This is a genomic window from Burkholderia stagnalis (assembly GCF_039848545.1).
Taxonomy (GTDB): Bacteria; Pseudomonadota; Gammaproteobacteria; order Burkholderiales; family Burkholderiaceae; genus Burkholderia; species Burkholderia stagnalis.
Genome location: NZ_CP156685.1, coordinates 54,385 through 76,793, shown reverse-complemented (window position 1 = coordinate 76,793; position 22,409 = coordinate 54,385). Strand labels below are relative to the sequence as shown.

Genomic DNA, 22,409 nt, shown 5'->3' with positions numbered 1-22,409 from the left:
CGTGATTCGTTGGCATAATCACGGCCCGCCGCGACGCTCCGCGGCCCGATCGATCCCTTGAATGATGGCTGCGACAACGATGCTGACCTCGGCTTCACCGGCGACTGACGTCTCGCTGAAACGTATTCTGGAACAGCCCGGCGATTTCTCCGGCTGGCTTTACCTGCCCCCGACGCCGTGGACGCTGGATACCGTGGGCGCGTTCGCGCCCGACACGACGGACCCGCACGAGGACACGGTGCCCGACATCGCGAAGCAGCCGGGCTGGCGCATCACGCTCGGTAGCGCGACGATCGAGGACATCGTGATCAACGCGCACGAGCAGGTCGACGACCCGAGTCTCTCGCAACTGCTCGACGCATTCGCGTACTACGTGGAGAACGACGCGTTCATCCTCCTGTGACATCGCGGGCCTGATGACGGCGCCGCGTAGCCGGGTTCGCAGCGCGAGCGAAACCCAACAAAAAAGGACCGCAAAAAGCGGTCCTTTTTTACTCCAGCGCAACCTCGCGCATCACCCTCAAGGCAACGAAATCGTCAAATTCGCCGATTCCGGCCCGACCTTGATGACCTGCGAATACGGCGCGAGCGCCTGCAGCGTCTTGTCCTTCAGGTAGGTGTTGAGCCCCAGATACCCGAGCAGCGCGACCAGCCCGAACACCGCGCCGATCGCCCAGACCGGCACCTCGCGCTTGAGCCGATGCGCAATCTGGTCCGGCAGCGGCCAGTTCGGCGCGAACGGCGCGCGCTTGCCCTTCATGTGCGCGATCTCGTCGCCGATGCGCGCCGTCAGGTAAGCCAGCTTCTCCGGCCCCTCGAGCAGATACTTGCCCTGGAACCCGAGCAGCAGGCACATATGAAACACCTCGAGCGACTGCAGCCGCGCCGCGCCCTGCGCGCGGCACTCCTCGAGATACTGGAAGAACTTCTCGCCCGCGAGCTGCTCGCCGAACAGCACGAGCTGCAGCGGCCGGCGCTCCCAGTCCGGGCGAATCTTGTACTGCGACGACAGCACCATCTCGTCGACCGCCGCGCAGAACGCGAACTTCGCGCCGTACACGTCCTCGGCCGCGATGTTCAGCTTCTTCGCGCCGCGTTCGAAGTCGGCGAGGAATTCCTGGATGCGCGTGCTGAACTCGCTCGCGCTGTCCGGCTCGCGGCCGTTCCTGAGCAGGAACAGCGCGAAGAAACCGTCGTACAGCAGGTCGAGCAGCGAGCGCGCTTGAAACGCGGCATCCGTCGACGCCGGGGAATGCACGGGGGGCGGCGCGTTGTCGCCGAACAGGGAAGGCGCGTAGCTCATGACGTCACCGCGATCAGTTCGAATTTCAGGTCATTGATGCCAGTCGGCGCGTAGATCATCGCGGACTGGGCCTGCAGCATGCGCTCGTACAGCGCGCCGCGCGAATCGAGCGCGAAGTAGCACGCGCCCGGCCGAACGGGAATCGCGGGCGGCACCTGCGGCGTGTACGACAGCCGCACGCCGGGCATGGCCGACAGCACGAGCTTGTCGACGTCGTCGGGCGCGCCGACCTTGAAGCGGGCCGGCACGGCATCGACGAGCTCGACGCTCGGCATGTCGGCGGACACCGCGAGGTAGAACGCGGTCTTCTCGTCGATCTTGCCGGAATCGAGCCGGCCGAGATGGAACGACGGACGCACCTCGTCGAGCGTGATCGCGAAGTAGCGCGTCGAGATCACGGTGTCGAGCAGTTCGCGCAGGATCAGGTCGAGACGCGCGAAGCCGGGGCCCGGATCGTCATGGCGGTACGCGGGCAGGTCGGCAAGCGTGTAGCCCTTCGAGAACGTCATCAGCTGGCCGGCGAGGCGCAGCAGTTCCTGGAACAGCCGCTCCGGATGCAGCGCCGGATGCTGGTGCAGGTGCGCGAGCGTCGCGAACGCGGCATTCGCGGTGTGCAGCAGCCAGAACGACGCGATGTCGCCCGAGCGGAACTCGATGATGTTCTTCGACGGCTCGCGGTGAAAGCCGTACAGCGCGTTCACCTTCGCCTGCAGCGCGTCGACCAGCTGGCGCAGCCGCTGGTGCAGGATCGGCGACGCCTCGATCGCGAGGCACGGCGGCACGAAGCTGTCGTCGATCTCGAAGCCGGACGTCGCGGTGCGGCGCACGCGCACGAGCGGCACCGACAGCAGCTGGTCGCGCGGTTCGCTGTGCGCGATCAGCTTGACCTGCGTCTTCAGGAACGTGACGTCGGCCTCGGCCGCGTCGGTGAAGTTGTCGGCGACGCTCGTCTGCTCGCTCACGAAGCGCGTGATGAAGCCGGCCGACGGATCGTCGCTGTAGTTCGCGCCGTTCTCGCGCAGCGGATGCAGCGCGAGATAGAACACGAATTCGTTGATGCCCTCGGGCAGCGTGTCGAGCGCGACGGGCGGCGGCAGGTCGTCGGCCTGCGGCGCGGCGTACAGCGCGCCGTCCGGGAACACGAGCGCCAGCTCGGCGAGACGCAGCACGTTGCTGCCGAGCGCATCGCGGTCGAAGCGCGCCGAGCGCACGCCCCAGTTGTACGGCTGGATCGCCTGGATGGATTCGAACAGGCGCGCCTCATGGTACGCATCCTGTCTCTGGAAGTGTTGAGGCCGAAGGAACAGCCCCTCTCCCCATAGCACCTTTGCCGAATAACTCATGTCAAACCCGGTTAATGTCGTGATGCGAAGTAATCGAATGGGTCGTGCCCGAATTAAATCGCCAATTTGTTAACTCTTGTTAATTGACATTCATGCGTCATCCTTAACCGCAGCGGACAGACGAAAGCAGATTGAGCGGCTGCGACGGCGCGCCCTGTTGCGGTGCGATGACGCTCCCGTCGGTGACGGTCATCGCGCAATTATGCAGGCCGATGATTATGCCGGATTTCTCCGACTTCGCCGGATCGAATGTCAGTTTCCAGCGCTGCAGCGCGGGGTCGCGGAATAGCGCGACGATGCCGAATGCCTGCGCTTCGCGTGACACTTTCTCGGTCGCCGTATAGCGCTGGCCGGGAATCAGCGTGATCTCGCGCACGTTCAGCAGGTCGGCGCCCAATGCGGCCTTTTCCTTGTTCGGATCGGTAAAGCTGTCGAATGGCGCCTGCTGGAACGACGTCGGGTCCTTCAGCGCATAGAGGCGCACGACGAGCGCCAGCGGCCGGTTGTCGTTCGCGGCGTTCAGGTTCGGCGCGGCGGCGAGCGTGATGCCGAGGTTGCGCGGCGGCTTCTGCGAATCGGGCAGTTCGGGCTTGCCGACACCGGCGGCCTGCATCACGGCGCTGGCGGCGGAGCCGATCAGCGGGGCGGCCACGCATCCGGCCAGCAGCGCGCAGGCGACCAGCGGCAGCGCATAGCGAATCATGAGCGATTTCATCGTGTTTCCGGCTTGCCGCCTTTTACTCCCTGTCAAAACTACCGGCCTTTATTTCCCGATCGGCCGGGAATGACCGGTTTTCCACTGTTTGGTCATTAATCACGCATCGCGCCCGCATCTGCCGTGACCGTCGTCCGGCAAATTTTTCCGCGCCCCCGGGGCATGCATCGCGGATCGGGTAAAACTTGCGCATCCGGCCCGAATGCGAATCCAATGCGGAACTGACGCGCGGCGTCATTCTCGGGGTAGCGCACGGATTTAAAAGGAATTACCTTGCACGTGGCGATTGAATTATGAAAAATTGATCGGTACTATACCCGCGCGCTTCTCGCAAAGCAAAAGAACCAGATTCTCAACGATTTAAATCTCACGCGCCGGTGATATAACGATGAAAGACCGTCTCTTCGCAAAACTTTCCGGGGTGGTGGTGGCCTGCGGCGTGATCGCCGGTTGCACGACCACGCCCACGCCGCCGACCGCCGAAGTGTTCAACAAGTCGCTGTCCGACGCCGACGCCGTCGCGAAGGCGGGCGACCAGGACCGCGCGCTGAGCCTCTACCAGGCGCTTGCGAAGGCAGACCCGACGCGCGAGGAACCGTGGTCGCGCATCGCGCAGATCCAGTTTGCGCAGAATCACTACGGCCAGGCGATCGTCGCCGCGCAGGAAGCGCTGCAGCGCGACAACACCGACCGCCAGGCCAAGAGCGTGCTGGCCGTCGCCGGCCTGCGGATCGCGACGCAGTCGCTCGGCGAGCTGCGCCAGGACGCGTCGCTCGCGGGCGACGCGAAATCGGACGCGCAGACGCTCGCGAAGCAGCTGCGCGACACGCTCGGCGAATCCGCGCTGTTCCCGCCGGAGCAGCGCGCCGCGAAGCCGCGGCCGCCGCGCCGCATCGTGCATCGCGGCAAGGGCCCGGCCGCGCCGGCCGCCGCCGAAGCGGCTGCGGCCGCACCTGCCGCGAACACCGCGGCGCCCGCCGCCGCCGCCGCGCCGCAGAAGGGCGGGGCAGACCCGTTCAGCGCGCTGCGCTGAGCCGGACGCGACGATAACAACACCATCAATCTGAACCTGGGAGCCGTCGATGGCCAAGAACGAGAGCATTCAGAAGCGCCTGCAGAAAATACGGCCGCCGCGCGTCCAGCTGACCTATGAGGTCGAGAAGGGCGACGCGATCGAGGTGAAGGAACTGCCGTTCGTCGTCGGGGTCGTCGGCGATCTGGCGGGCCAGTCGGAAATCGAGCAGCCGAAGCTGCGCGACCGCAAGTTCGTCAACATCGATCGCGACAACTTCGACGACGTGATGAAGGCGATCGAGCCGCGCGCGGCGTTCCAGGTGGAAAACCGCCTGAGCCCGGAAGGCGGCAAGTTCGCGGTGGACCTGAAGTTCCGCTCGCTGTCGGATTTCAGTCCGGACGAGGTGGTGGAGCAGGTCGAGCCGCTGCGCCGCCTGCTCGAGGCGCGCTCGAAGCTTGCCGACCTGCGCAACAAGCTGGCCGGCAACGACAAGCTCGAGGATCTCCTGTCGGACGTGCTGAAGAACACGCAGCAGCTGCAGGAGCTGGCCAAGGGCACGGGCGGCGACAAAGACGGCGAATGACGACGGGGTGTTGAGATGAACCAGCAAACGGCTGCGGCCCAGACGAGCGGCGCGGAATACGCCGCCGGGACTTCGCTGCTCGACGATATCGTCGAGAAGAGCAAGGTCGCGAAATCCGATTCCGAACATGCACGCGCGAAGGACCTGATCGGCGAGCTCGTGCACCAGGTGCTCGACGGCACGGTGATCGTGTCGGACAACCTGTCGGCGACGATCGACGCGCGCGTCGCGGAGCTCGACCGGCTGATCTCCACGCAGCTTTCCGCGGTGATGCATGCGCCGGAATTCCAGCGCCTCGAAAGCACGTGGCGCGGGATGGACTACCTGGTCAAGGAAAGCAACACGGGCCAGACGATCAAGATCAAGGCGCTGCACGCGCCGAAGCGCGACCTCGTGCGCGATTTCAAGGGCGCGAGCGAGTTCGACCAGAGCGCGCTGTTCAAGAAGGTCTACGAAGAGGAATTCGGCACGTTCGGCGGCTCGCCGTTCGGCGCGCTGATCGGCGATTACGAGATCTCCCGCCAGCCGGAAGACCTGTACTTCATCGAGCAGATGTCGCACGTCGCGGCAGCGGCGCACGCGCCGTTCATCGCGTCGGCGTCGCCGGAGCTGATGGGCCTCGAATCGTTCGCCGACCTCGGCAAGCCGCGCGACCTCGGCAAGGTGTTCGACACGGTCGAGTACACGAAGTGGAAGTCGTTCCGCGATTCCGAGGATTCGCGCTACGTCGGCCTCACGCTGCCGCGCTTCCTCGGCCGCCTGCCGTTCAATCCGAAGGACGGCCAGACGGCGGAGAACTTCAACTTCGTCGAGGACGTCGACGGCACCGATCACGACAAGTACCTGTGGTGCAACGCATCGTGGGCGTTCGCCGCGCGCCTCACGGCGGCGTTCGACGATTTCGGCTGGTGCGCGGCGATCCGCGGCGTCGAAGGCGGCGGCCTGGTCGAGGATCTGCCGACCCACACGTTCAAGACCGACGACGGCGAGATCGCGCTGAAGTGCCCGACCGAGATCGCGATCACCGACCGCCGCGAGAAGGAGCTGAGCGACCTCGGCTTCATCCCGCTCGTCCATTGCAAGAATTCAGATTACGCCGCGTTCTTCGCCGCGCAATCGGTGCAGAAGCCCAAAAAATACAGCACCGACAGCGCCAATGCGAACGCCGTCCTGTCCGCCCAGCTGCAGTACATCTTCTCGGTATCGCGCGTCGCGCACTACCTGAAGTCGATGATGCGGGACAAGATCGGCAGCTTCGCGTCGGCGCAGAACGTCGAGACGTTCCTCAACCGGTGGATTTCGCAATATGTCCTGCTCGACGACAACGCGACGCAGGAACAGAAGGCGCAATTCCCGCTGCGCGAGGCATCCGTACAAGTGTCGGAGATTCCGGGCAAGCCGGGCTCGTATCGTTCGGTCGCGTTCCTGCGCCCGCACTTTCAGCTCGACGAGCTCTCGATTTCTCTGCGACTTGTCGCTGATCTGCCCAAACCGGCAAATTCATAAGCGAAGCCAATCGCCCGGGCGGGCCGCCTGGGTAGGACGTTAAAACCACCTCTTTGGGGAGTCGAAGGGCCATGTTAGACATGTATCTGAAGTTCGGTAATCCGGCCATCAAGGGCGAGTCCGCGGACAAGGACCACGCCAGCTGGATTGAACTGAAATCCTGGGACCATTCCATCATCCAGCCGCGCTCGGCCACTGCGTCGACGGCCGGCGGCCATACGTCGGAGCGTTGCGAGCACGGCGACATGGTGTTCACGAAGGAAATCGATTCGTCGAGCCCGCTGCTGTACCAGCACGCGTCGGGCGGCACGACGTTCGATGAAGTCACGATCGACTTCATGCGTTCGGACGGCGAAGGCCAGCGCGTCAAGTACCTCGAGGTCAAGCTGAAGTACGTGATCATCTCGAGCGTGACGCCGAGCGTTCAGAAGGAAGGCCTGCCGCACGAGACCTTCTCGCTGAAGTACGCGGCGGTGCAGTGGAAGCAGACGCAGCAGAAGATCGGCGGCAACCAGGGCGGCAACACGCAGGGCGCCTGGAGCCTGACGAAGAACGACAAGACCTACGCGGTCTAAGGTCGGTTGCGGCAACGGGGCGCGCGTCGTCCCGTTGCCGTTTTCGCTGCATGGCACCGGCCCGATGAAACGATTCGAACCAAGCTTTCTCGACAAGCTGTTCGACGACGAACCGCACCTGCCGGCGTCCGCCGCGATGCGGCAATTGTCGCTGGACGAGCTGAAGAACACGGTCGCCCGCGACGTCGAGGCGATCCTCAATACCCGTATCGCGCACACCGATCACGATCTGGCGACGCTGCCGGAATGCCAGAAATCGGTGCTGACCTACGGGCTGAACGATTTCGCGGGCCTGAGCCTCGCGAGCCATTACGACCGCACCTACATCTGCAAGTCGATCCAGCAGGCGATCGCGCGCCATGAGCCGCGCCTGCAACAGGTGCAGGTGACGTTCGAACTCAACGAGCAGTCGACCAACGCGCTCTATTTCGCGATCCAGGCGCTGCTCGTCGTGCACCCGGCCGAGGAGCCGGTCAATTTCGATGCGATGCTGCAGCCGTCGACGCTGCAGTATTCGGTCACGCGCGCGCGCGCCGCGAAATCGCTGTAATTCACGCTGCCGCGCGGGCCGGACCGCCCGGCGGCAGATCAGTTTCCGGCAAGGAAAGAAAGAGCTTCGGGGTCGTCGATGGAAGAACTGCTGCCGTATTACGAACGCGAATTATCGTTTCTGCGGCGCTATTCGCGGGATTTCGCCGAACGTTACCCGAAGATCGCGGCGCGGCTCGCGCTGTCGGGCGAGCATTGCGAGGATCCGCACGTCGAGCGGATGATCGAGTCGTTCGCGCTGCTCGGCGCGCGCATCAACAAGAAGCTCGACGACGACTACCCTGAATTCACCGAAGCGCTGCTGGAAGTGCTGTATCCGCACTACCTGCGGCCGTTCCCGTCGTGCTCGATCGCGCAGTTCTCGCTCGGCGCGCCGGGGCAGCAGACCGAGCCGGTGGTCGTCGAGCGCGGCACCGAGCTGAAGAGCCGCCCGATCCGCGGCGTGCAGTGCCGGTTCCGCACCGCGTACGACGTGACGCTCGCGCCGATCCGCATCGCCGAGGCGCGCTATACGCCGGTCGCGCTCGCGCCGAGCGCGACGGTGCTGCCGGCCAACGCGACCGGCGTGATCTCGATCACGTTCGAATCGCTCGCGCCGCAGCTCGATCTCGGCGCGCTGAAGCTGCCGACGCTGCGTGCGCACCTGCACGGCGAGCAGTCGTTCGTCGCCGCGCTGACCGACTGCCTGTTCGTCAACGTGCTCGGCGCGTACGTCGAGCCGGAGCGCAACGGCCGCTGGACCGGGTTGCGCAAGCTGCCGATCGCGCAGGCCGGCTTCGACGAGGCCGACGCGCTGATCGACTACCCCGCGAAATCGCATCCGGCGTACCGGCTGCTCACCGAATATTTCGCATTCCCCGACAAGTTCGACTTCATCGACTTCGACATCGCCGCGATCGCGCGCGCCTCGGGCCGCTGCCAGCGCACGACGCTGCACCTCGTGCTGCAGGACGTGCGCGGCGATTCGCACGTCGCGCGCCTGCTCGAACTGCTGACGGCGAGCCATTTCCGGCTGTTCTGCACGCCGATCGTCAACCTGTTCCGCCAGCACGGCGAGCCGATCCGCATCACGCACCGCGCGGTGTCGTACCCGGTGATCGCCGAGGCGCGGCGCGCGTTCGCGTACGAGGTGTACTCGATCGACTCGGTGAAGCTCGTGCGGCAGCAGGCGCACGAGGAATCGGTGATCGAGTTCCGGCCGTTCTATTCGCTGCACCACGGCGAATCCGCGCGGGTCGGCCACTACTGGTTCGCGCGCCGCAACGACTGGGTCGCGCAGAAAAGCCCCGGCTACGAGACCGAGATCTCGATCGTCGACATCGATTTCGAGCCGACGTCGCCGCAGACGGACACGCTGAGCCTCGACCTGACCTGCACGAACCGCGACTTGCCGGCGATGCTCGCGTTCGGGCTCGAAGGCGGCGACCTGTTCCAGGAAGGCGGCGCGCAGACCAGCGGCATCTCGCTGCTGCGCCGCCCGACGCCGAGCGTGCGCTTCGAGCGCGGCCGCTCCGCGCACTGGCGGCTCGTGTCGCACCTCGCGCTCAATCACGTATCGCTGGTCGATCACGGGCTCGCGCCGCTGAAGGAAATGCTGACGCTGTACGACCTGCGGCGCACCGCGGTGTCGATGCGGCAGATCGACGGGCTCGCGGGCGTCGAGCAGCGCGGCGCCGTGCAGTGGCTGCCCGGCAAGCCGTTCGCGACCTTCGTGCGCGGCATCGAGATCCGCGTGACGATCGACGAGGAGCACTTCGTCGGCTCGAGCCTCGCGTCGTTCGTGCGCGTGCTCGACAGCTTCTTCGGGCTGTACGTGCACCTCAACAGTTTCGTTCAACTAGTCGTCGTGTCGAAGCGCACCGGCGAGGAGATCATCCGATGCAAGCCCCGGACCGGCGAATCGATCCTGGCGTAGTCGGCGCGCTGCTCGACGAGCCGCACCGCTTCGAGTTCTTCCAGGCGGTGCGCGTGCTCGAAGGGCTGTTCGTGCGGCAGGCGACCGACGCGCCCGGCGCGTGGCGGCAGGGCGACGTGCTCGCGCAGCGCGTCGCGTTCCGCAACACGCTGTCGCTCGGCTTCCCGGCGAGCGAGATCGAGCGCGCGCGCTCGTACGACGCCGACGGCGCACCGCTCGACAGCGACGACGCGCGCGGCGCGGCGCTGTCGGCCGGCGAGCTCGGCCGCGTCGAGCTGACGCCCGCGTTCTTCGGGCTGCTCGGCACGCAGGGCGCGCTGCCGCTGCACTACACCGAGCAGATCGTCGCGCGCGAGTACCTGAAGCGCGACCACGCGGCGCGCGCGTTCTTCGACGTGTTCTCGAACCGCGCGACCGCGCTGTTCTACGCCGCGTGGAAGAAATACCGGCTGCCGTTCCATTACGAGCTCGACCGCGACGAGCGCTATCTGCCGCTCTTGCTCGCGATCGCGGGCGTGACGAGCGACGACGTGCGCGACAGCCTGCAGGCGGGCGCGGGCGGCGTGCTCGACGAGGCGGTGGCCGGCTACGCGCTGGCCGCGCGGCACCGGCCGATGTCGGCCGCCTACCTGCAGCGCACGCTGTCCGACTACTTCCGCGTGCCGGTGAAGATCGACCAGTTCGTCGGCAAGTGGTACGACGTGCCGGCCGACCAGCTGAGCGTGCTCGGCGAAGTCAACGCGGTGCTCGGCGCGACCGCGCTCGTCGGCGAGCGCGTGTGGCAGCGCGACATGCGCGCGCGGATCGTGATCGGGCCGCTGTCGAAGCGCGACTACGAGGCGTTCCTGCCCGGCGGCGCGCAGGCGGTCGCGCTCGAGCGGATGTTGACGCTGCTCGCCGGCCTCACGCTCGAATACGAGGTCAAGCTCGTGCTGAAGCGCACCGAAGTCGGCGCGAGCGTGCTCGGCGCGGGTTCGCGGCTCGGCTGGGACGCGTTCCTCTGCACGCGCGACGCGACCGAGGATCGCTCGGACGCGCGCTACGAGCTGCACGTGATTCACTGATTCCGAACAACGACAAGCACGCAATCGAACCTGAGACCGACTCCATGAGCACGCCCCTGAAGACCCTGATCCTGAAACTGAATCCGCTGTGCCGGCAGGCGGCCGAGCGCGCGGCGAGCGCGTGCCTGGCCCGCGGCCACTATGAGGTCGACCTGGAGCACCTGTTCCTCGCGCTGCTCGAGCAGCCGGCCGGCGATCTGCCGCTTGCGCTGCGCGCGAGCCGCGTCGATCCGCATGCGCTGCGCGCGGACCTCGAACGCGAGCTGACGCGCCTGAAGACCGGCAACACGCGCACGCCGGTGTTCTCGGTGCACCTGATCGCGCTGTTCGAGCAGGCCTGGCTGATCGCGTCGCTCGATTCGCAGCTCGGCCGGATCCGCTCCGGGCATCTGCTGCTCGCGCTGCTCACCGCGCCGGACCTCGCGCAGTTCGCGCAGCGGATGTCGCCGCAGTTCGCCGAAATCCGCGTGACGGACCTGAAGCACAAGTTCGACGAGATTACCGCCGGCTCGAGCGAGGCCGAGCCGCGCCAGGGCGATGAGGAAGACGACGGCGACCTGCCGTCCGCCGCGGCGGACGGGGCGCCCGTGGCCGGGCCGTCGAAGACGCCCGCGCTCGACACGTACACGACCAACCTCACGCAGCGCGCGCGCGACGGCAAGATCGACCCGGTGATCGGCCGCGAGGCGGAGATCCGCCAGGCGATCGACATCCTGATGCGGCGCCGCCAGAACAACCCGATCATGACGGGCGAGGCGGGCGTCGGCAAAACGGCCGTCGTCGAAGGGCTCGCGCTGCGCATCGCGGCCGACGACGTGCCGCCGCCGTTGCGCGGCGTCGCGCTGCACGTGCTCGACATGGGGCTGCTGCAGGCCGGCGCGAGCGTGAAGGGCGAGTTCGAGAACCGGCTGAAGAGCGTGATCGACGAGGTGAAGAAGAGCGCGCACCCGATCATCCTGTTCATCGACGAGGCGCACACGATCATCGGCGCGGGCGGGCAGGCGGGCCAGAACGACGCGGCCAACCTGCTGAAGCCGGCGCTCGCGCGCGGCGAGCTGCGCACCATCGCGGCGACCACGTGGAGCGAGTACAAGAAGTATTTCGAAAAGGATGCGGCGCTCGCGCGGCGCTTCCAGGTCGTGAAGGTCGAGGAGCCGAGCGAGCCGCTCGCGGCGGCGATGCTGCGCGGGATGGCCGGGCTGATGGAGCAGCACTTCAACGTGCGGATCCTCGACGACGCGATCACCGAGGCCGTGCGCCTGTCGCACCGCTACATCAGCGGCCGCCAGCTGCCGGACAAGGCGATCAGCGTGCTCGACACCGCGTGCGCGAAGGTCGCGCTCGCGCAGAGCGCGACGCCCGCCGCGATCGACGACACGAAGAAGCGCATCGAGCGGATCGACGCGGAAATCGCGTCGCTCGAACGCGAGGCGGCGAGCGGCGCCGCGCATGACGAGCGGCTCGGCGAGCTGCGCGGCGCGCGCGACGCGGCGCTCGCGCAACTCGCGGCCGACGACGCGCGCTACGAATCGGAGCGCGTGATCGTCGCGGAAATCACCGGGCTGCGCACCGCGCTCGACAGCGCGCGCGGCCCGTCCGAGGACGGCCAGCCGGTCGACGTGCAGGCCACCCGCGAGAAGCTCGCGGAACGCGTCGCGGCGCTGCATGCGCTGCAAGGCGGCGAGCCGATGGTGCCGCTGCAGGTCGACGGCCACGTGGTGGCCGAGATCGTCGCGTCGTGGACGGGCATTCCGCTCGGCCGGATGGTGAAGGACGAGATCGGCACGGTGCTGAACCTGCAGCCGCTGCTCGCCGCGCGCGTGATCGGCCAGGATCATGCGCTGGACGCGATCGCGCAGCGCGTGCGCACCGCATCGGCGAGCCTCGAGGATCCGAACAAGCCGCGCGGCGTGTTCATGTTCGTCGGGCCGTCGGGCGTCGGCAAGACCGAGACCGCGCTCGCGCTGGCCGACATCCTGTACGGCGGCGAACGCAAGATGGTCACGATCAACATGAGCGAGTACCAGGAGGCGCACAGCGTGTCGGGCCTGAAGGGCTCGCCGCCGGGCTACGTCGGCTACGGCGAGGGCGGCGTGCTGACCGAGGCGGTGCGCCGCAACCCGTATTCGGTCGTGCTGCTCGACGAGGTCGAGAAGGCGCACCCGGACGTGCTCGAGATGTTCTTCCAGGTGTTCGACAAGGGCATGATGGACGACGCCGAAGGGCGCGAGATCGACTTCCGCAACACGCTGATCATCCTGACGTCGAACGTCGGCTCGTCGGCGGTGATGCAGGCGTGCCTGAACAAGCCGGCGGAGGAACTGCCCGATCCGGACGCGCTCGCCGAAGCGCTGCGCCCGCAGCTGTACAAGACGTTCAAGCCCGCGTTCCTCGGCCGCATGAAGGTCGTGCCGTACTACCCGATTTCCGACGACGTGCTCGCCGAGATCATCGAGCTGAAGCTGGACCGCATCCGCCGCCGGATCGATGCGAACCACAAGGCCGTGTTCGAATGGGACGAGTCGCTCGTCGACGCGGTGCTCGCGCGCTGCACCGAGGTCGACTCGGGCGCCCGCAACGTCGACCACATCCTGAACGGCACGCTGCTGCCGGAGATCGCGGGCCACGTGCTGGGCCGGATCGCCGACGGCGCGGCCATCGCGCGCATCGCGGTGCGCGCGGACGACGCGGGCGAGTTCGTCTACACGGTCGAATGAGCCCTGCGCGAGCCCTTACATGCATCAACGGATTCACTGAACCATGCCGATCAATCACACCGAGCTGCTGACGCCGATCAGCGATGCGTCGCCGTGCGGCGACGACCTGCTGTTCTCGAACGACTTCGACGCGATCCAGGAAGCGCGGCGCTACGACGATCCGTCGCTCGACCAGGGCGAATGGGTGACCGAGATCAAGGAAGCCGACTGGGGCTTCGTCGTCGAGCGCGCGACCGCGCTCTTGAGCATGCAGACGAAGGACCTGCGGCTCGCCGTGTGGCTGACCGAGGCGCTCGCGCTCGAGGAAGGCATCGCCGGTCTCACCGAGGGCTACGCGCTGCTCGAAGGGCTGTGCCGCCAGTACTGGGACACCGTGCATCCGCTGCCGGAAGGCGACGATACCGAATACCGGCTCGGCAACGTCGCGTGGCTCGCCGGGCGCACGGCCGAGCTGCTGCGCGCGGTGCCGCTGACCGACGGCGCGTCGGGCGCGTTCAGCACGCTCGACTGGGAGGTCGCGCAGCACGTCGCGCAGGCCGTGAAGCGCGACCCCGAGCATGCGGACGACATCGCGCGCGGCAAGCCGTCGGTCGAGCAGATCGACGCGTCGCGGCGCATGACGCCGCTCGCGTTCTACTCGGCGCTGCTCGGCAACCTGAAGGCGTTCGAGTTCGCGATCGACGCGCTCGAGGAAACGCTCGACGCGCGCGCCGGCGATGCGGCGCCGAGCTTCCGGCAGGCGCGCGATGCGTTCGAGACCGTGTACCGCCTCGCCGAGCGCTTCGCGCGCGAGCAGGGCTATACGGGCACGGCGCCGCAGGCGGACGCGCAGGCGCAGCCGCAGCAAGCGGTGCCGCAGCAGCAGCCGGAGCGCATCGAGCCGAGCTTCGGCGCCCCGCATTACTTGGAGGAGACCCACGTGCAGCAGCCCGTTCCGCGTCCGGTGCCGCAGATGGTCGCCGGCATCCAGAATCGCGCGCAGGCAGTCGACCAGTTGCGCTCGGTCGCCCGCTATTTCCGGCAGACCGAGCCGCACAGCCCGGTCGCGTATCTCGCGGACAAGGCCGCCGAATGGGCCGACATGCCGCTGCACAAGTGGCTCGAGAGCGTCGTGAAGGATGACGGGTCGCTCGCGCATCTGCGGGAGCTGCTGGGTGTGAAGCCGGAGTGAGGGCGGACGATGCTCCCGCTATCTTGCTGATCAGCACCAGGCCGGATATCGATGATGTGAGCGCGGGCGACAAGTGGAACACCTTCGCCGACAGGTGGCACGACACGCGCTGAAGATGTCGACGATCCGGTTCGGCATCTTCACGCGCATCACGACCGCCTTGCGCGATCCCGTGAAGGCCGGGCCTTCCGCGTTGGCTTTCGCCTTTTCCGATCCTCGATCCACGGCAGGAGCGCGATGCCCACCGAGCTCGACATCAACCCCATGAGCAGAAAGAGCACGCCAAATCCAAGCTCGGAGCGCCACGTCCCTGTCACGACGGCTTCATTGCGGCGGGCAATGCCCGGAAACGCGGGCGAAACCCGCAGCCCGTCGTTTGCCGCCGCCGCGCAATACGTCGCCGTCATCGCGGCGATCTGCTCGACGCTGACTTCCGGATCCGGGTGGCGCTCATAAACCGGTGACCCGACCGGCTGCCACGTCGTATCGTATTGCCCCGACTGCCCTGCGCCGTAGCGGAATACCGCATGTGCTTCCCACGTCGAACGGCTCTTTCCGTAGCGTCTGGTCAGCTCGCATTGCTCGACGGACGAAGGGACATGCGGCCACGCCTGCGCGCGCAGGAGAATGACGGCATTGACGATGCCGCCCGCGCCGCTCAACAGCGCGAGCGCACCGAAGAACAGGATGACCGCCGCCCGCAAGCACCGCAAAGCGAATTTCATGCGCGTGCCCACAGTCCTTTCAGCGCCTCAGTGGCGGGGTGCCAACGAAGCCGTGACCGGGGCCGGCAAACAACGCCGGGATCATGGCCGTCGACAAGCGTCGAAGACGATCCCGCACACCCCCGACGCCCCGCTCACTGCCCCACCCGGAACTCGATCCGTCGATTCCTCGCCCTGCCTTCGGCCGTATCATTCGGCGCGATCGGCTGATCCGGTCCCACGCCGGTCGTCGTCATCTGCTGCGACGCGATCCCCTTCGTGATCAGATAGCCTTTCACCGCATCCGCACGCGCCTGGCTCAACGCGATGTTCGACGTGCGATTCCCCGAATTGTCCGTATGCCCGATGAGATCGACCGTCCGGTTCGTCATCTTCGTGAGCGCCGCGGCCATCTGGTCGAGCACCACCTTGCCCTGCGGCGTGAGCGTCGCGCTGCCGGTCTCGAACTCGATCGTGCGGTTCGCGAGCGTCTGGTCGAGCAGCCCCTGCTCGGACGCCGACACGCGCAGCCCGTTCTTGATCGTATAAGTCGGGTTCAGCGTGTTCGCCATGTCGCTCGCGAGCTGCTGGCGCTGCGCTTCGTTGCGCACCTCGCCCTTCATCTCGATCTGCGTGCCGTTGATCTTCAGCTGCCCCTTGCTGATCTGCTTCAGCGGCGCGCCGATCAGCTTCTGCACGTTCGCGCTCCAGTTCGGCGGCGTCGCGACGTCGCCGACCTCGATCTGGTCGACGACGCTGTTCGCGCCATACGTGTCGCGCAGTTTCTGCAGCACGGCGGCCTTGGTCGCTTCGTCGGGCACCTTGCCGCCGACGACGACCTGGCCGGGCGTCGCGTTCGCGGGCGGCGGCGTGGTGACGGCGGCCGGGTGGGCGGCCGCGCCGGACGCCGGCGCGGCGGGCGGGGCATTGCCGGACAGCGTCGTCGCGGGCACGTTGCCGGTGCCGACCGGCGTGACGGTCGCGCCGCTGTTCTGCGCGAAGCTGCTGGCGCCGCCGGCCAGCAGGCCGGCGGCGAGGAGGGCGGCGAGGACGGGCGAGAAGCGCGCGCGTCCGGTGTGAATCGTGTTGCGCATGCCGTCAGCCTCCGATGAACGCTTCGCGGAACGCGTCGATGGCGACGCGCAGCGACAGTTGCGGTTGGTCGAGGTAGCTGACGAGCTTGCTGATCCCATGATCGTTTTGCGCATGTGCGTCGATCCACTCCGGATCGTCGATGTCGATGTTGTGGGCGGCATAGGTCTGCGGGTCGACGACGCTCAGCAGCGTCTTCGCGGATGCGCCGTTGAAGCCGATGATGAGCCGCTCGCGCTCGGCGATCGTGCCGAGGAAGATCGCGAGCTCGAAGTCGGCCTGCGCGACGAACGGCGCGATCAGTTCGAGCCAGAACGCGGCGACGAGGCTGCGATAGAACGGATCGCCCGGCAGCGGCAGCGTGAGGCCGCGCTCGAGATGCGACGAGCCGCTCTGCATCACCGGGCGCAGCAGCGAGCCGAGCGCGAGCATCGCGCCGCGCAGCCGCACCGGGTGGCCGCTCGCGAGCAGCATCTGCTCGAGCCCGAACAGCGACTGGTGCTCGATGAAATCGTTGAAGGTGCCGTCGTGCGAGTTCGGCGAGCCGCCGATGTCGATCGGCACCTGCGTGTCGCCGAGCGCCTGCAGCGCGCCGGGCGGCTCCTCCTTGCCGAGCAGCGGCGGGATCTGCGCGGCGACGCGCGACCACAGGCGCGCGAACGCGAGCGGGCTGCGCGCGAGGAACGACAGCGGCCGCTCGACCTCGAGCGCGGTCGCGCCGAGGAACGGGAAGCGGCGCATCGACACGTCGTGGCTCGCGACCATGTGGCCGGCGATCGCGAGCTTGCTGCGCGAGCCGAGGAACGCGAAGTGCATCGGCTGCGCGTCTTCATAGACGATCTTCCAGCGCGGGTCCTCGGCGAGCAGTTCGAGCGCCTGCGCGATCCAGCGGTCCAGCGTCTGCAGCAGCTGCGGGTTGTGCGGGCTCTTCACGAAGTCGCCGCGCGACGGAATCTTGCCGAAGTAGGCGATCTGCGCCTGAACGGTTTGCGTCATTGCGCCCCCTGTGCGTTCGATGCGGCGGCGGCCGCGACGGCCGCCGCGGCCGGCGCCGCGCCCGATGCGCCGGCGCCCGGCTGGGCGGTGGCGTTGACGGCCGAGCCCGCGCCGACGTCGGCGACCGACGACGGCAGGCGCAGCCCGCGCAGGCTCTGCTGCTGCGGCTGGTCGCCGCCGCCGCCCGTCGGCTGCGACGTGCTGATGATGCGCATCGTCACCGACACGTTCACGCTGCCTTGCGTCCACGTGAGGTCGAAGGTGCCGTCCGGGCGGCGCTTGCGCTGCGCCGAGTTGATCAGCTTCTCGAGGCCGTAGCGGCCCGGCTCGTTGACGAGCTGGATCGTGCGGCCGTCGAAGGTGGTTGCCGACAGCGTCGCGCCCGGCGAGCCCTGCGGGTTCGGCCACACGAAGTTGGTCCACTGCGGCGGCGTGTTGCGGTAGCGCAGCTGCTGGCCGTCGATCGCGACGGTGTACTCGGTCGTGCCGGTGCTCGGCTGCGGCAGGATCTGGAACACGGTCTGCGGTTCCGACGAGGCCGCCGCGCCGCCGCCCGCCGCGCCGCCCGCGAGCGGTGCGACCCAGCGCGCGAAGCCGCTCGTGAAGTCCGGCGCGAGCGCGAGGCCCATGTCGCCCCAGGTGCGGGCCGCGAGCGTGTCGCCGCGGCGCACCGCGAGCGGCCCGAGCGTCGTGCCGACGAACTTCGCGATCGAGCCGTCCGGACCGAACACCTGCGCGATCTCGCCGGCGCCGGCCTCGACCTTCGCGTTCGCCGCGAACGGGTACTTCGTCGCGAGCGAGCCCTGGAACGGCTGGTAGACCTGCGCGTTCCACACCTTGTTGACCTCGGCGCTGGCCGGCTGGATCACCACCGCGAACGCCTGCATCAGCGGGCGCACCAGCAGCGGCCGCAGCGACTTGCGTTGCCCGTCGGTGAGGCCCGTCAGCATCTGCTCGTCGACGAACTTCAGCGAATCGGCGAGCTCCGAGCCGTTGCCGTCGAGCGTCTGCTGCATCAGCTGGCGCGCGCCGGGGCCCGGGTCGCCCTGGTTCTTGATCACGTTGAAGCGGGTGCGGACCTTCGACAGCGTGTCCATGTAGCCCTTCAGCATCGACGTGCCGTCATGCGACGCGACGATCCGCGCGAGGCCGACGAACTCCTGGCCGACCGGGCCCATCGGCACGTCCGCCGGATTGCCGTTGATGTCGATGTTGGCGGCCGCGACCTGGCCCGCCTGCGAGCGCGAGAACAGCTGCTTGACCCAGTTCACGACGCCCGTCTGCGCCTTCCTGATCGTCGCGTTCGCGACCGACGGGTTGTCCCACGAGGTCTGGTCGTACGCGGTCTCGAGGATCTTGCGGATCGGCGAATCCTGCGGATCGCCGAGACGGTTCATCCCGTCGACCGCCTGGCCGAAGCTGCTGAAGCCCTGCACCGCGATGCCCTGCATGAACTTCTGCCAGTGCTGCGCGTAGTCGGTCTTGTACATGCCGACGAGGGTCTTCTGGATCTGCTCGGGGCTGCCCTCGAGCGTCAGGTCGTCCTGCGTCGCCGTGTTCAGCACCCAGTCCTTCGCCTGCAGTTCCTTGGTGGCCGCGTCGCGGATCGCCGGCTGCACGTACTGGAACCACGCGTCGCGCGTGAACGTGCCCGGAATCGCGTAGCTGCCGGCCACCAGGCCCTGGCTGCCGTCGCCGACGATGCGCGCGACGGTCATCGGCGCGAAGCGGGTCGCCGCGCGCGCCTTGATTTCCTCATAGACGCGCTGGCGGGCCGGCATCCCGCGCACGACGCGGCGCAGGCTGTCGCGGGTCTGGTCGACGAGCGCGAGGTTCGCCTCGATCATCGGCCAGTCGTTGTCGTTCACGCGTGCGAGGTAGAACGAGATCATGCGTTCGGCGCTGCGGATCATCTCGTCGCGCGGCATGTTGCCCCGGTTCGTCTCGAGCCAGCCGCGCCAGAAGCGCGCGACCTGGTCGGTCAGGTGCGCCTGCTCGACGTGGCGCTTGTCGGACAGCATCAGGTAGGTCTTCAGCGCGTTGTACGCGTCCTGCACGTTGGTCGGCGACGCGTCGCTGTACAGGCCGCCCTGCTGTTGCTGCTGCTGGGCCGGTGCGCCGGCCTGCGGTGCGGCGCCGGCCGGGCTGGTCGACACCGGCAGCGGGCCCGCCTGCGCGGCGCCGGATTCCGGCGGGCGCGTCATCGGCACGAGCTGGTCGGGGTGCGCGTTCACGTCCTTCAGGAACGACGCGAGGTTCTGCGACACCGGGCTCAGCAGGATCTGGCGCACGCCGTTGTAGTACTCGGTCAGCAGGTGCTGCTCGAGGCGGTCGCCCTGGTAGAGGCCGAGCGACACCGACAGCGGCTTGTCGCGGCGGAACTGCTCGAGCTGTTCGATCCGGTCCTCGAGAATGTCCATCGCCTGCAGGCGCGACTGCAGGTCGTTGCGGCCCTGCTGCAGGCGCGTGACGTTGTCGAGGTCGGCCTGCACGTTCGCGACGAGCTGCTGGTTGCCGATCGTCGACCAGGTCCAGCCGCCGAGCGCGAGCGCGAGCGCCGCGACGAAGCCGAAGAAGGTGGCGTAGCGCAGCCGTGTCTTGGTCGGGCTCGCGAACTGCCGCACCGTCTGGCGATCGGCGAAGATCACCTTCGAGAACAGGTCGCGCAGGAAGAAGCCGTTCTTCGAGAACGCGCTGTGCGGCTTGGGCAGCGCGCTGCCGTCGAGGCCGAAGCGGTGCGCGATGCGCTGCGCGGCGGCGCTGTTGGTCTCGCCTTCCTGCAAGGCGCTGGTGAAGTAGAAGCCGCGGAAGATCGGCTTGTACTGGAACGGGTTGTTCTCGAACAGCGTCGCGAGGAACGCGCGCAGCGACGGCTTGATGGTCGAGAATTCGAGCGGGAAGCTGAGCTGGCCCGGCGACAGCTGGTTGCCGCGCGACAGCGACAGCTGCGCGACGCTGATTTCCTTCAGGCCTTCGTACAGCTCCTCGAAGCGCTCGTCGAACAGCGCGACCACGTCGCGCTTCTCGTCCGGCTCGTAGGGCAGCGTCGCGCCCCATACGCGGTCGTACTCGTGCTTGTCGCTGCTGCTGAAGAATTCGGTGAAGCCGGTGATCAGGTCCGCCTTCGTGAACATCACGTAGACGGGCGCGAACACTTCGAGCTTCTCGGTCAGTTCCTGCACGCGCTGGCGGAGGTTTTTGGCGAGATTGATCGCGAATTCGGGGCGGTTGCCGGTGAGTTCGGCGATGCTCGCGGTGACGATGATCCCGTTGATCGGCGCCTTCGGGCGGTAGCGCTTGAGCAGGCCGAGGAAGCCGAGCCATTCGCTGCGGTCCTCCTCGTGCACCGAGTAGCGGCCCGCCGTGTCGAGCAGGATGCCTTCGGTCGTGAAGAACCAGTCGCAGTTGCGGGTGCCGCCGATGCCGTGGATCACGGCGCTGTTCTTGTCCGCGAACGGGAACTGCAGGCCGGAATTGATCACCGCGCTGCTCTTGCCGGCGGCCGGGTTGCCGATCACGATGTACCACGGCAGTTCGTACAGCGCGGAGCCGCCCGAGACCTGCCCGATCTTCGACGTCTTGATCGTCTTCACCGCGTCGGACAGGCGCGTGCGCAGCACGTCGAGGTCGGCGGACTTCGTGTCCTGTGCGGCGGCAGCAGCGGCCGGCGCGGTGATCTTGCCGGTTTCCGCCTGTTCCTCGAGCATCTCGCCGAGCTGGCGGTTCGCGCGCTTCACGCGCCAGCGCCGCCACAGCGCGACGGCGAGCCACAGCGCGAGAATCGCCGCGAAGGCGAGCGCCGCCCACAGGAGCGGCAGCTGCAGCGTATCGGCGACGATGAAGAGGATCGCCGCGAGCGCGACGATCCCGACGATCGAGAGCGTACGCGGATGGGTCAGCACGTTGAGGATGCGTTGCATAGGACGTTCAGGTTCCGGTGCGATTCGATGAGGCGACGCAGGCGCGCCGAGCGGCAAGGGTGGCGCCGCGATGTGTCGCCATGCTGTCAAACGGGGTGAAAGGGGCCGGCATCAATGCGTCCGCGGCATCGGAGAGGGCGCGCGCATTAACGAAAGGACACTGTGAGATTTAAAACGGAACCGGCGGCCCCGGATAATCGCGCACCGGAATGCACGACCGCTTGTACCGCCCATATCGTTTCCTGCCGGGATATTAAAAAGCCCCATGCCGCCCTCATTATTTCCTGTCCGGCCGCGTTGGCTAGCGGCCGCGTCCCAGCTTAAAACCGGGTTTATGGTATTCAACGTGCCCGAGATCCATCATTTTCCATCGGCCGCCCCAGGTCAGGCCGACCTGCTCGGCGACCTGTCCGTATAACTGGTAGCCGCGCATCGCCCACGGATCTTTTTCGGAAATCACCAGCTTGCCGTCGCGCAGGAACGCATTGTCCGACGCCAGCCCGTATTGGTGATAACTCTGGAACGCCGCCGCATTGGTCACGTTGCTGCCCATTTGCGCCAGCCGGTTTTGCCGTTCCGGGCTCCGGTAACCTTCCAGTAACGCCATTTCATAACCGTGTTGCTCGTGCATGATCTTGTAGACCAGCAGCAGGCGCGTGCGGAAATCCGGATCCAGCAGGTTCCAGTCGCGGCTGGCGTCCTTCAGTGCCGGCCGCACCAGCTCGACTTCCTTGGTGGCAAAGACTTCCGGCGGCAACGGCGGCGGCGGCACGAGCTGCTCGCCCTGCAGCAGGGCGGCGATCTTCTCGTCGGGCGCGCGCGCCGTGTCGTCGTATTGAAATAATTGCCGGCCGCGCAACGCAATGGCGACCAATGGCGGCGTCGCAAGAATACCTGTCGACACCATAATCAGCAAGCGTCGTCGGACAAGTAAATTTTGCACGCCATTTAAAGCATCCCGGGTAACGGTTGCCGATTTAACAATCTGACCGCGGGTGCGCATCGCGCGATCGTTCGCGCGGCGCGTGAGACGGCCGTGAAACTGGGCGACCGATTCGAAAACGGTCGCGCGGACGCCAGGTAAAAGCAGCAGCGCCGCGAGGGCGACCGCGGCGGCGAAATAGGCGATGAGTGCGACGGCAATCAACGATATCCCCGGAAATTGGAATTGATTGTGTTTTGCAATGCTTGCTCTTAGAATCAGGCCTGCTCTGAGAGGCCGGGCTATATTATCGCGGCGA

General features: G+C 67.1%; 18 protein-coding genes. 10 read left to right on the top strand and 8 right to left on the bottom strand.

Annotated elements, in window-relative coordinates:
• The first annotated feature begins 79 nt into the window (after positions 1–79).
• Positions 80–403, top strand: coding sequence for a DUF7716 domain-containing protein (locus ABFO07_RS00355; protein ID WP_347468668.1), 324 nt, complete (start codon positions 80–82; stop codon positions 401–403).
• Between the two features lie 117 nt (positions 404–520).
• Here ABFO07_RS00355 and ABFO07_RS00350 read toward each other — a convergent pair whose 3' ends face one another.
• From ABFO07_RS00350 to tssJ, 3 genes are all read right to left on the bottom strand, one after another.
• Positions 521–1,303: a DotU family type IV/VI secretion system protein gene (locus ABFO07_RS00350; RefSeq protein ID WP_017333642.1), complete on the bottom strand. Its 783-nt coding sequence runs from the start codon at positions 1,301–1,303 to the stop codon at positions 521–523.
• Positions 1,300–2,646, bottom strand: coding sequence for a type VI secretion system baseplate subunit TssK (tssK, locus tag ABFO07_RS00345; RefSeq protein ID WP_059566599.1), 1,347 nt, complete (start codon positions 2,644–2,646; stop codon positions 1,300–1,302). The genes ABFO07_RS00350 and tssK overlap by 4 nt, the downstream gene beginning before the upstream one ends.
• Positions 2,647–2,749: 103 nt before the next feature.
• On the bottom strand, positions 2,750–3,349 hold the full coding sequence (gene tssJ / locus ABFO07_RS00340) for a type VI secretion system lipoprotein TssJ (RefSeq protein ID WP_175038311.1): 600 nt from the start codon (positions 3,347–3,349) through the stop codon (positions 2,750–2,752).
• Between the two features lie 400 nt (positions 3,350–3,749).
• Here tssJ and ABFO07_RS00335 point away from each other — a divergent pair, with 400 nt between their 5' ends.
• The 9 genes from ABFO07_RS00335 (at position 3,750) to tssA (ending at position 14,456) form a co-directional block, all read left to right on the top strand.
• Positions 3,750–4,394, top strand: coding sequence for a tetratricopeptide repeat protein (locus ABFO07_RS00335; RefSeq protein ID WP_059566601.1), 645 nt, complete (start codon positions 3,750–3,752; stop codon positions 4,392–4,394).
• Between the two features lie 49 nt (positions 4,395–4,443).
• Positions 4,444–4,959, top strand: coding sequence for a type VI secretion system contractile sheath small subunit (tssB, locus tag ABFO07_RS00330; RefSeq protein ID WP_059566602.1), 516 nt, complete (start codon positions 4,444–4,446; stop codon positions 4,957–4,959).
• Between the two features lie 15 nt (positions 4,960–4,974).
• The gene (tssC, locus tag ABFO07_RS00325; protein ID WP_059566603.1) at positions 4,975–6,465 is read left to right on the top strand and encodes a type VI secretion system contractile sheath large subunit; all 1,491 of its coding nucleotides are present in this window, start codon (positions 4,975–4,977) and stop codon (positions 6,463–6,465) included.
• Between the two features lie 71 nt (positions 6,466–6,536).
• A complete protein-coding gene (locus tag ABFO07_RS00320) occupies positions 6,537–7,040 on the top strand; it encodes an Hcp family type VI secretion system effector (protein ID WP_026045069.1) in 504 nt (167 codons plus the stop codon).
• Between the two features lie 64 nt (positions 7,041–7,104).
• A complete protein-coding gene (gene tssE / locus ABFO07_RS00315; protein ID WP_059566604.1) occupies positions 7,105–7,590 on the top strand; it encodes a type VI secretion system baseplate subunit TssE in 486 nt (161 codons plus the stop codon).
• A gap of 78 nt (positions 7,591–7,668) precedes the next feature.
• Positions 7,669–9,504 (top strand): type VI secretion system baseplate subunit TssF, encoded by a 1,836-nt coding sequence (gene tssF / locus ABFO07_RS00310; RefSeq protein WP_059566605.1) that lies wholly within the window; start codon positions 7,669–7,671, stop codon positions 9,502–9,504.
• The gene (gene tssG, locus ABFO07_RS00305; RefSeq protein ID WP_059805641.1) at positions 9,468–10,568 is read left to right on the top strand and encodes a type VI secretion system baseplate subunit TssG; all 1,101 of its coding nucleotides are present in this window, start codon (positions 9,468–9,470) and stop codon (positions 10,566–10,568) included. The genes tssF and tssG overlap by 37 nt, the downstream gene beginning before the upstream one ends.
• Positions 10,569–10,612: 44 nt before the next feature.
• The gene (gene tssH / locus ABFO07_RS00300; protein WP_059922920.1) at positions 10,613–13,285 is read left to right on the top strand and encodes a type VI secretion system ATPase TssH; all 2,673 of its coding nucleotides are present in this window, start codon (positions 10,613–10,615) and stop codon (positions 13,283–13,285) included.
• 43 nt (positions 13,286–13,328) lie between these two features.
• Positions 13,329–14,456 (top strand): type VI secretion system protein TssA, encoded by a 1,128-nt coding sequence (tssA, locus tag ABFO07_RS00295; protein WP_347468012.1) that lies wholly within the window; start codon positions 13,329–13,331, stop codon positions 14,454–14,456.
• A gap of 149 nt (positions 14,457–14,605) precedes the next feature.
• Here tssA and ABFO07_RS00290 read toward each other — a convergent pair whose 3' ends face one another.
• The 5 genes from ABFO07_RS00290 to ABFO07_RS00270 form a co-directional block, all read right to left on the bottom strand.
• Positions 14,606–15,181 carry a hypothetical protein gene (locus ABFO07_RS00290; RefSeq protein ID WP_060016582.1) on the bottom strand — a complete coding sequence of 192 codons (576 nt, stop codon included), beginning with the start codon at positions 15,179–15,181 and terminating at the stop codon, positions 14,606–14,608.
• 134 nt (positions 15,182–15,315) lie between these two features.
• On the bottom strand, positions 15,316–16,254 hold the full coding sequence (locus ABFO07_RS00285) for an OmpA family protein (protein WP_059805653.1): 939 nt from the start codon (positions 16,252–16,254) through the stop codon (positions 15,316–15,318).
• 4 nt (positions 16,255–16,258) lie between these two features.
• Complete coding sequence (gene tagF, locus ABFO07_RS00280; protein WP_059566610.1) at positions 16,259–17,248, bottom strand: type VI secretion system-associated protein TagF; 990 nt, start codon at positions 17,246–17,248, stop codon at positions 16,259–16,261.
• A complete protein-coding gene (tssM, locus tag ABFO07_RS00275; protein ID WP_059805658.1) occupies positions 17,245–21,168 on the bottom strand; it encodes a type VI secretion system membrane subunit TssM in 3,924 nt (1,307 codons plus the stop codon). Before tssM ends, tagF begins: the two co-directional genes overlap by 4 nt.
• A 301-nt stretch (positions 21,169–21,469) precedes the next feature.
• Positions 21,470–22,315 carry a M15 family metallopeptidase gene (locus tag ABFO07_RS00270; RefSeq protein WP_059566612.1) on the bottom strand — a complete coding sequence of 282 codons (846 nt, stop codon included), beginning with the start codon at positions 22,313–22,315 and terminating at the stop codon, positions 21,470–21,472.
• Positions 22,316–22,409 lie beyond the last annotated feature (94 nt).

Coding starts and splice junctions, on each gene's coding strand:
- tssB (WP_059566602.1), top strand. CDS start 4,444: ATGGCCAAGAACGAGAGCATTCAGAAGCGCCTGCAGAAAATACGGCCG.
- tssG (WP_059805641.1), top strand. CDS start 9,468: ATGCAAGCCCCGGACCGGCGAATCGATCCTGGCGTAGTCGGCGCGCTG.
- tssC (WP_059566603.1), top strand. CDS start 4,975: ATGAACCAGCAAACGGCTGCGGCCCAGACGAGCGGCGCGGAATACGCC.
- tssH (WP_059922920.1), top strand. CDS start 10,613: ATGAGCACGCCCCTGAAGACCCTGATCCTGAAACTGAATCCGCTGTGC.
- ABFO07_RS00355 (WP_347468668.1), top strand. CDS start 80: ATGCTGACCTCGGCTTCACCGGCGACTGACGTCTCGCTGAAACGTATT.
- tssM (WP_059805658.1), bottom strand. CDS start 21,168: ATGCAACGCATCCTCAACGTGCTGACCCATCCGCGTACGCTCTCGATC.
- ABFO07_RS00320 (WP_026045069.1), top strand. CDS start 6,537: ATGTTAGACATGTATCTGAAGTTCGGTAATCCGGCCATCAAGGGCGAG.
- tssF (WP_059566605.1), top strand. CDS start 7,669: ATGGAAGAACTGCTGCCGTATTACGAACGCGAATTATCGTTTCTGCGG.
- tssE (WP_059566604.1), top strand. CDS start 7,105: ATGAAACGATTCGAACCAAGCTTTCTCGACAAGCTGTTCGACGACGAA.
- ABFO07_RS00285 (WP_059805653.1), bottom strand. CDS start 16,254: ATGCGCAACACGATTCACACCGGACGCGCGCGCTTCTCGCCCGTCCTC.
- tagF (WP_059566610.1), bottom strand. CDS start 17,248: ATGACGCAAACCGTTCAGGCGCAGATCGCCTACTTCGGCAAGATTCCG.
- tssA (WP_347468012.1), top strand. CDS start 13,329: ATGCCGATCAATCACACCGAGCTGCTGACGCCGATCAGCGATGCGTCG.
- ABFO07_RS00335 (WP_059566601.1), top strand. CDS start 3,750: ATGAAAGACCGTCTCTTCGCAAAACTTTCCGGGGTGGTGGTGGCCTGC.
- ABFO07_RS00290 (WP_060016582.1), bottom strand. CDS start 15,181: ATGAAATTCGCTTTGCGGTGCTTGCGGGCGGCGGTCATCCTGTTCTTC.
- tssK (WP_059566599.1), bottom strand. CDS start 2,646: ATGAGTTATTCGGCAAAGGTGCTATGGGGAGAGGGGCTGTTCCTTCGG.
- ABFO07_RS00350 (WP_017333642.1), bottom strand. CDS start 1,303: ATGAGCTACGCGCCTTCCCTGTTCGGCGACAACGCGCCGCCCCCCGTG.
- tssJ (WP_175038311.1), bottom strand. CDS start 3,349: ATGATTCGCTATGCGCTGCCGCTGGTCGCCTGCGCGCTGCTGGCCGGA.